We start from the raw sequence: 8,903 nt of genomic DNA, 5'->3' as shown, positions 1-8,903 counted from the left end.
CGATTGTGCCAATGTTTACGTGCGGCTTATTACGTTCAAACTTTGCCTTTGCCATGATGTGGCTCCTTCAAATTTTAGTTTTGGGCGGCGGGATAATCCCGCCCTACAGGGGATGGTAGGGCGGGGTTATCCCCGCCGCACCGTTATGCGTATTTCGCTTGGATCTCTTCCGAGATGTTGCTTGGCACTGGATCGTAGTGGTCAAACTGCATCGAGAACTGCGCGCGGCCCGAAGACATGGAACGCAGTGTGTTGATGTAGCCGAACATATTCGCCAGTGGCACCATCGCGTCGATGACAATCGCGTTGCCGCGTGTGTCTTGACCCTGCACCATGCCGCGGCGTGATGTCAGGTCACCGATGATACCGCCAGTATAGTCCTCTGGCGTTACAACTTCGACCTTCATGATTGGCTCAAGCAGTTTCGCGCCAGCTTTGCGCATGCCTTCACGCATACACATACGGGCTGCGATCTCGAACGCCATGATGGATGAGTCAACGTCGTGGAACTTACCGTCGATCAAAGCCACCTTAAAGTCGATCACAGGGAAGCCAGCCAATGGGCCGTTATCCATGACAGACCGGATACCTTTTTCAACGCCGGGGATGTATTCCTTCGGCACCGAACCACCAACAACGCGGCTCTCAAATGAGAAACCTTCGCCAGGCTCTGTCGGGGAAATGATCATTTTCACTTCGCCGAACTGACCAGAACCACCAGACTGCTTCTTGTGGGTGTAGGAATGCTCAACTTCGTGACCAATCGTTTCACGGTATGCCACTTGTGGCGCACCGATGTTGGCTTCGACTTTGAACTCGCGCTTCATCCGGTCGACCAGAATGTCGAGGTGAAGTTCGCCCATGCCCTTCATGATGGTCTGACCAGATTCAATGTCAGTTTCCACGCGGAAGGATGGATCCTCTGCAGACAAACGCTGTAGCGCGATGCCCATTTTCTCTTGGTCAGCTTTTGTCTTTGGCTCAACGGCGATCTCGATCACAGGATCGGGGAACGTCATTGTTTCAAGGACAACTGGATCAGATGGATCACAAAGCGTGTCACCTGTTGTTGTGTTCTTCAGGCCACCAAGTGCGATAATGTCGCCAGCGAACGCTTCAGAGATTTCTTCACGGTCATTGGAGTGCATCATCATCATACGGCCGACGCGTTCTTTGTTACCCTTGGTTGAGTTGATCAGGTTGTCACCTTTGACCAGCTTACCAGAGTAGATACGCGTGAACGTCAACGAACCCACAAACGGGTCGTTCATGATTTTGAACGCAAGGCCAGAGAACGCCATGTTGTCATCCGCGCGGCGCGGGATGTTCCGTGTTTCTGACTCGTCGCCTGGCTTAAAGCCCATGTAGTCAACCACATCGAGCGGGCTCGGCAGGTAGTCAACAACAGCGTTAAGCAGCGGCTGAACGCCTTTGTTCTTGAACGCAGAACCACCAAGCACAGGAACGAACGACAAAGACAAACATGCTTTGCGGATCATTTCGCGCAGCTTTTTGACGTCAGGTTCGTTGCCTTCAAGATAGGCTTCCATAGCATCGTCGTCCTGCTCAACCGCAGCTTCGACCAGCTTTTCGCGCCATTCAGCAGCTTGTGCTTTCAGGCTTTCGCGAATTGGCGCTTTGACCCATGACGCGCCCAGATCTTCGCCTTCCCACAACCACTCTTCCATGGTTACGAGATCGACCAAGCCTTCAAGCTCTGTCTCTGCGCCGATTGGGAAAGAAATCGGGATAGCGCGTGCGCCTGTCCGGTCTTCAACCATGGCAACGCATTTGAAAAAGTCAGCGCCGGTTTTGTCCATCTTGTTGACAAAAACCATACGTGGAACTTTGTAGCGGTCAGCCTGACGCCAAACAGTTTCTGTCTGTGGCTCAACACCAGCGTTGGCGTCAAGAACACATACAGCACCGTCAAGGACAGCCAATGAACGCTCGACTTCGATTGTAAAGTCAACGTGGCCGGGCGTGTCGATGATGTTCATACGGTGCTTTGGGCTGTCTGGCTCTGTGCCAGTTTCAGTCCGCTCCCAGAACGTGGTTGTCGCAGCAGAGGTGATCGTGATGCCACGCTCTTGCTCTTGCTCCATCCAGTCCATGGTAGCAGCGCCATCATGTACTTCGCCAATGTTGTGGGACTTGCCTGTATAGAACAGGATCCGTTCGGAACACGTGGTCTTACCGGCATCAATATGCGCAATAATACCAAAGTTCCGGTATAGTTCGAGAGGGTAGTCGCGTGCCATTTTGGTGCTTTCCTCTTACCAGCGGTAGTGGCTGAACGCTTTGTTCGCGTCTGCCATCTTGTGAGTGTCTTCGCGCTTTTTGACAGCTGTGCCACGGCCATTGACCGCATCCATCAGCTCGCCTGCAAGACGCTCTTCCATTGTGTTTTCGTTGCGCTTTTTCGCAGCAGCAATCAACCAACGGATGGCGAGTGCTTCGCGGCGCTCTGGACGGACTTCGACAGGGACCTGATAAGTCGCACCACCGACGCGGCGCGAACGCACTTCGACGGATGGTTTGATGTTTTCAAGGCACTCATGGAAGACTTCCATAGGGGACTTTTTCAACTTTTCTTCAACACGATCGAATGCGTTGTAAACAATCCGTTCAGCAACGGCTTTTTTACCGTCAACCATCAGGTTGTTCATGAACTTAGTCAAAATGAGATCGCCAAACTTTGCGTCTGGCAGTACTACGCGTTTTTCAGCGGCGTGACGACGTGACATCTATTGAATTCCTTACTTAGGACGCTTAGCGCCGTACTTTGAACGACGTTGCTTACGGTCTTTAACGCCTTGCGTATCAAGGACACCGCGCAGAATGTGGTAACGGACACCTGGAAGGTCTTTTACACGGCCGCCACGGATCAGAACCACGGAGTGCTCCTGAAGGTTGTGGCTTTCACCTGGAATGTAAGAGATGACCTCAAAGCCGTTTGTCAGGCGCACTTTGGCAACCTTACGCATAGCCGAGTTCGGCTTCTTTGGAGTCGTTGTATAAACACGTGTACAGACACCGCGTTTTTGTGGGCATCCCTCCATGTGGAGCGACTTGGATCGTGTGACTTTCGGCTGGCGCGGCTTGCGGATCAGCTGCTGAATCGTTGGCATCGTTTGATGTTCCCATCTATTCACATTTCGCGTCCGGCAAACGCTGGTTTCAAAAACATGCATTCCTTTCGGAAAGCACAAAAATTCCGCAGTCGAACCCTTACCGGAGGTTCGGTGCGGTGAGCTCCAGAGGAACAAAGCTATAAGGGCTCGGTTCTTGGCCACTACGTGGTATGATATCGGGACGGCGAAGGTTTCCCATCAGCCCGGATGAGCGGCGTATATGAGGAGTCGGTGGGCCTGTCAACAGCGGCCCCGCGTTCGCGGGGCAGCGTTTCCAGATACCTGCATCACAAGGGAATAGTGCCGCTGCTATCTCATAGCAAGCACCCAATATTGCTTAGCGACTAACCCAACGTCCATCAGTTTTAGCAAGGCGCATAATCGCCAGTTTTTATTCTTGATGGAGCCATCCAATGATCCGCATCACAACCAGTCTAATCGCTCTTGCTGCCCTTTCGGCATGCGGCACACCGAACCCGCCGACTGTGACCGCAGCGCAAGTGCACCGCAGCTTTGAAGAGGCGCGTGCCATCGGCCGCTTGCCTCTGACCGACACACAACACCTGCCAAATGGCAGCGTGACCTACAACGGCAAGCTTGGCGCCGACGTAAGTGGTGAGCTAAACGGGAGCATCATCGGAGATATGCAAATGATCGTCGGGTTCAACGACCATAACATCGACGGTGCTGTAACCAACATTAACCTCGTTGACCCAGATGGACGTCCTAATCAACGCCTTGGCGGTCGCCTTGAAATTGAGGGACGCGAGACAAGCGGTCGGCTTAATGCTGATGCCTTCGGCAACATTACAGCAGTGAACGATAGCGGTTTCGTTGTGGACAGCGACGTGCTTCTAGAACTCAGAGGTGATGTGGTTGACGACATTGGTCGCGGTGACGCGGTCTTTGGGTCCGTAGTCGGCGATGGTTTGGGCGATCTAAACTTTGATGTCGATGGCGTATTCTTCGGCACCGCAGACTAAACTATCTGATACGGTCCGGCACCATGGGTTGCCGGATCTTTAACTTTGTTTCGCGGTACAGCGTGAATAGACCCGTCGCCACAACCACCCCTGCCCCGCATAGCGCTAGCACGTTCGGCCATTCGTCGAAAATAACGATGCCCAAGGCTAAGGCGACCAGCAGACTGGTATAGCGGAACGGCGCGACATAGGCGATTTCACCAAACCGCATGGCGTTAACTGATGCGATATATCCAAAAATCAAAAAGCCGGTTGCACCGAAAAGTTGCAAACCAGAGGTGGTGCTGAAAGGCGCCCACTCGATAAACTGCGACCCAATCGCGCCCAAACACGTGACACCAACAGCCGCGACCAAAGCGACGAATACCGCAGGCACAGTGCGCGACATGCTCCGCACTGCGATATCGCGGACGGTGACACACCCGACCGCGCCCAACGCATAAAGGCTGTAGAAACTGAAATCCGCGCCACCGGGCTGGATAATTAGCAAGACACCTGCAAAGCCCACGCAAATCGCACTCAAGCGGCGCCAGCCTAATGCCTCGCGCAAGAATAATGCCGCGGCAAGGCTGACCGCCAAAGGCAACGCTTGTAAAATTGCGCTGACATTCGCGATGGGCATGTTGAAAAGCGCCGTGAGGAAGAAGTAAGTGCCGCCAACTTCGCCGACTGTGCGTAGCAAAACCAAGCCCCAATCGCGTCGCGATAGGTCAAAACGTAGCTGGCCCATAATGCGACATAGGATAGTTAGAAAGACGACCGCAGCCATGCCACGGAAAAATATCGCTTGGAACAACGGGATCTCGTCCGACAACGCCTTCATGAAAGCATCGTTGAAGGTATAGGCGCACATCGCGCACATCATGATAAGCGCACCGCGAATATTGTCTGTCAAAACTGGCATGCAGTTGGCGTAACAGGACGGTCCCGCGCGTGCTAGCGTGAAACCGTCAGATTTGGTCGCGTTTTAGCGCAGGACGTGCACAGCGCATTTGGCGTGGCGGACGACCTTGGCGGCAGTTGATCCCAACAGATAGTCCTGCATGCCCGGCTGATGACTGGCCACAATGATCAGATCGACCTCGTTATTGTCCGCATGCGCCAGAATGGACCGCGAAGAATGTCCTTCAGCAACCATCGTTGTCGCATTCGAAACACCTTCAATCAGCGCGCTCAAGCCTTTGACAATATCTGCCTTGGCGGCTTCAACATGGCCAGCGGGCAGGTATTCCGTCGCATATTTCGGAAGTTCTTCGAGAACATGCAGGCAAGTGATTTTTCCGCCCTCAGAACAAAGAGCTTTGGCGATTTCCATAGCGCCTTGGGCATTGCGGTCAGCTTCGAATGAAACAGGGACGAGGATATTGGTGTACATGAGGGAGTCTCCTTTTGTTGACCCCATGCTATGCGCAGTTCGGCATCAGCGCTTTGATCTGTGTCAGGTCAAACAACAACGTCTGACGTACCGCGTTTGCCAGTCATTCGACATCTTACTCGTACGCCCAACAAAAAAGGCCCCCGCGATGCGAGGGCCTTTTCAATTCATAAGAAGCGTTGCTTACGCGTCGTCGTCTGATGCTGCTGCAGGTGCTTTACCGAAAACTTGCTCTTCGGACCCGTGTGCGGCCTCAACCGGAGCGGCCAAACGTGCGGCCTCTTCGGCTTCTTCGCGGCGCGCTTCGATGACAACGTTGTCACGATCTGCAGCAACACGGCGCATTTGCTGTGTCGCACCACCGGTGCCGGCAGGGATCAGACGGCCAACGATCACGTTCTCTTTGAGACCGATCAGCTTGTCGCGCTTACCTTGCACGGATGCTTCGGTCAGAACGCGTGTCGTTTCCTGGAACGATGCGGCAGAGATGAACGAACGGGTCTGCAACGACGCTTTGGTGATACCAAGCAAGATAGGCTCGCCTGTCGCTGGGCGATCGCCCCGTGCAACTGCCTTTTCGTTGGCTTCATCAAATTCAGCCTTATCAACGTTTTCACCCTTCAGCAGAACGGTGTCACCACTGTCCTGAATCTCCCACTTTTGGAGCATCTGACGCACGATAACTTCGATGTGCTTGTCGTTGATCTTAACACCCTGTAGGCGATAAACGTCCTGCACTTCGTCGATCATATAGTCCGCAAGGGCCTCGACCCCCATAACCGCAAGAATGTCGTGCGGGGCTGGGTTGCCGTCCATGATGTAATCGCCCTTTTGGACAAAGTCACCTTCCGCAACCGGAATGTGCTTGCCCTTAGGCACCATGTATTCGACCTTGATGTCTGCATCATCAGTGCTTTCGATCGCGATGCGACGCTTGTTCTTATAGTCCTTGCCAAAGCGCACGTAGCCATCGATTTCGGCGATGATTGCGTGATCCTTTGGACGGCGGGCTTCGAACAATTCGGCCACACGTGGCAGACCACCGGTAATGTCTTTTGTCTTGGCACCCTCACGCGGGATACGGGCGACAACATCACCAGCTTTGATCTCTTCGCCATCTTCAACGGACAGAACCGCATCCACAGACATCGGATAAGCGACAGGGTTGCCGTCATCCTTAAGGACTGTTTCGCCGTCTGCACCCAGAACGATGATCTTTGGTGCAAGCTCGTTGCCTTTTGGTGCAGCACGCCAGTCGGACACGATGCGCTGGGTCATGCCCGTTGCATCATCCGTGTCTTCGCGCATGGCAATACCGTTGATCAGATCAACGTATTTCGCTGTACCGGACTTTTCTGCAATGATCGGGAGCGTATACGGATCCCATTCAAACAGTTTGTCGCCGCGCATGATTGTAGCGCCCTCTTTGACGAACACCTTAGAGCCATAGCCAACCTTGTGGTTCGCACGCTCTTCGCCGTCTTCACCAAGGATCGCCAGAACCATGTTACGGCCCATGACAACGTTTTCACCGGCTGCATTTTCCAACAACTGTGCGTTGCGGAATTCGACTTTACCGGGCTGCGAAGCTTCTTGGAACGACTGCTGGCCACCTTGTGCAACGCCGCCAATGTGGAATGTCCGCATTGTCAGCTGTGTACCAGGTTCACCAATGGACTGCGCCGCGATGATGCCGACGGCTTCACCAAGGTTAACGCGTGTACCACGTGCAAGGTCACGACCGTAGCACATTGCACAAACGCCATCTTCGGCTTCACAAGTCAGCGGGCTGCGGATGCGCATCTTAGCAACACCAGCAACGTCGATCATGTCTGCTTTACGCTCGTCGATCAGCTCGCCTGCTTCAACGATAACTTCGTCTGTACCCGGCTTGAGGACATCATCTGCAGAAACACGGCCAAGGACGCGTTCAGCAAGTGACGACACAACTTCGCCGTCGTTTACGGCAGCTTCGGCGGTGATCGCACGCTCAGTTCCGCAATCGACTTCACGGACGATACAGTCTTGCGCGACGTCCACCAGACGACGTGTCAGGTAACCAGAGTTCGCAGTCTTCAACGCCGTATCCGACAGACCCTTACGGGCACCGTGGGTCGAGTTGAAGTACTCAAGAACGGTCAGACCTTCCTTAAAGTTAGAGATGATCGGCGTTTCAATGATTTCGCCGTTCGGCTTAGCCATCAAACCACGCATACCGCCCAGCTGTTTCATCTGCGTAACCGAACCACGCGCACCGGAGTGAGCCATCATGTAAACCGAGTTCGGTTCACCTTCGGCACCATCTTCCAAAAGCGGAGTGGTCGAAATTGTGGTCATCATCGCGTCGGTGACTTTGTCGTTGGCCTTTGACCAAGCATCGACAACTTTGTTGTACTTTTCACCCTGCGTAATCAGGCCGTCCATGTACTGCTGTTCAAAGTCCTTCACCAAGTCGCGTGTTTCACCGACCAGCGCCCATTTCGTGTCAGGAACAACCATGTCGTCCTTACCAAACGAGATGCCAGCCTTGAATGCTTCGCGGAAGCCCATGGTCATGATCTGGTCACAGAAGATGACAGACTCTTTTTGACCACAGTAACGGTAGACCGTGTCGATGACCTGCTGCACTTCTTTCTTGCGCAGCAAACGGTTGACCAAAGCAAATGGTGCTTTGGCGTTCAACGGCAGCAACTCACCCAGACGCAAACGGCCAGGCGTGGTTTCAAACAGAACCCGTACTTCGTTACCTTCTTCATCAATTTGCGTCATCCGCGCATTGATTTTGGCGTGCAAGTGAACTTCACCAGCATTCAGCGCATGCTCGACCTCTTCGATGTCAGCGAATGACATGCCCTCGCCCTTCATGCCATGACGCATGATGGTCGTGTAGTAGAGACCCAAGATCATATCCTGCGATGGCACGATGATTGGCGCACCGTTTGCAGGCGACAGAACGTTGTTCGTGGACATCATCAAAACGCGTGCTTCAAGCTGTGCTTCAAGCGATAGCGGCACGTGAACAGCCATCTGGTCACCGTCAAAGTCGGCGTTAAACGCAGAACAGACAAGCGGGTGAAGCTGGATGGCTTTGCCTTCGATCAGAACAGGTTCGAATGCCTGAATGCCAAGACGGTGCAGCGTTGGCGCACGGTTCAGCATGACAGGGTGTTCGCGGATCACCTCGTCCAAGATATCCCACACTTCGGGACGCTCTTTTTCGACCAGCTTCTTGGCTTGCTTCACTGTGGAAGACAGACCTTTGGCCTCGAGCCGCGAGTAGATGAACGGCTTGAACAGTTCCAAAGCCATCTTTTTCGGCAAGCCACATTGATGCAGCTTCAGCTCTGGCCCTGTCACAATGACCGAACGGCCAGAGAAGTCGACGCGCTTACCCAAAAGGTTCTGACGGAA

Annotated in this window: 7 protein-coding genes; 1 reads left to right on the top strand and 6 read right to left on the bottom strand. The window is 53.6% G+C overall.

Features of this window, described 5'->3' with window-relative positions:
- Positions 1–143 precede the first annotated feature (143 nt).
- From fusA to rpsL, 3 genes are read right to left on the bottom strand one after another with little or no spacing between them, the layout of a single operon-like run.
- On the bottom strand, positions 144–2,261 hold the full coding sequence (gene fusA, locus QZ197_RS12850) for an elongation factor G (protein WP_296432429.1): 2,118 nt from the start codon (positions 2,259–2,261) through the stop codon (positions 144–146).
- A gap of 15 nt (positions 2,262–2,276) precedes the next feature.
- A complete protein-coding gene (rpsG, locus tag QZ197_RS12845; RefSeq protein ID WP_296432428.1) occupies positions 2,277–2,747 on the bottom strand; it encodes a 30S ribosomal protein S7 in 471 nt (156 codons plus the stop codon).
- Positions 2,748–2,759: 12 nt separating this feature from the next.
- Complete coding sequence (rpsL, locus tag QZ197_RS12840) at positions 2,760–3,131, bottom strand: 30S ribosomal protein S12 (RefSeq protein WP_072901927.1); 372 nt, start codon at positions 3,129–3,131, stop codon at positions 2,760–2,762.
- A gap of 416 nt (positions 3,132–3,547) precedes the next feature.
- Between rpsL and QZ197_RS12835 the strand changes: the two genes are divergently transcribed.
- A complete protein-coding gene (locus QZ197_RS12835) occupies positions 3,548–4,117 on the top strand; it encodes a hypothetical protein (protein WP_296432423.1) in 570 nt (189 codons plus the stop codon).
- A 1-nt stretch (position 4,118) separates the two neighbouring features.
- Here QZ197_RS12835 and QZ197_RS12830 read toward each other — a convergent pair whose 3' ends face one another.
- The 3 genes from QZ197_RS12830 to rpoC form a co-directional block, all read right to left on the bottom strand.
- Complete coding sequence (locus tag QZ197_RS12830) at positions 4,119–5,021, bottom strand: DMT family transporter (RefSeq protein ID WP_296432422.1); 903 nt, start codon at positions 5,019–5,021, stop codon at positions 4,119–4,121.
- Between the two features lie 63 nt (positions 5,022–5,084).
- Positions 5,085–5,492: a universal stress protein gene (locus QZ197_RS12825; RefSeq protein ID WP_296432421.1), complete on the bottom strand. Its 408-nt coding sequence runs from the start codon at positions 5,490–5,492 to the stop codon at positions 5,085–5,087.
- 183 nt (positions 5,493–5,675) lie between these two features.
- On the bottom strand, positions 5,676–8,903 hold a 3,228-nt coding region (rpoC, locus tag QZ197_RS12820; RefSeq protein WP_296432419.1), incomplete at its 5' end, for a DNA-directed RNA polymerase subunit beta'.

Source organism: Yoonia sp. (assembly GCF_017854415.1).
Lineage (GTDB): Bacteria > Pseudomonadota > Alphaproteobacteria > Rhodobacterales > Rhodobacteraceae > Yoonia.
This window is presented reverse-complemented; position numbering and strand designations above follow the sequence as displayed.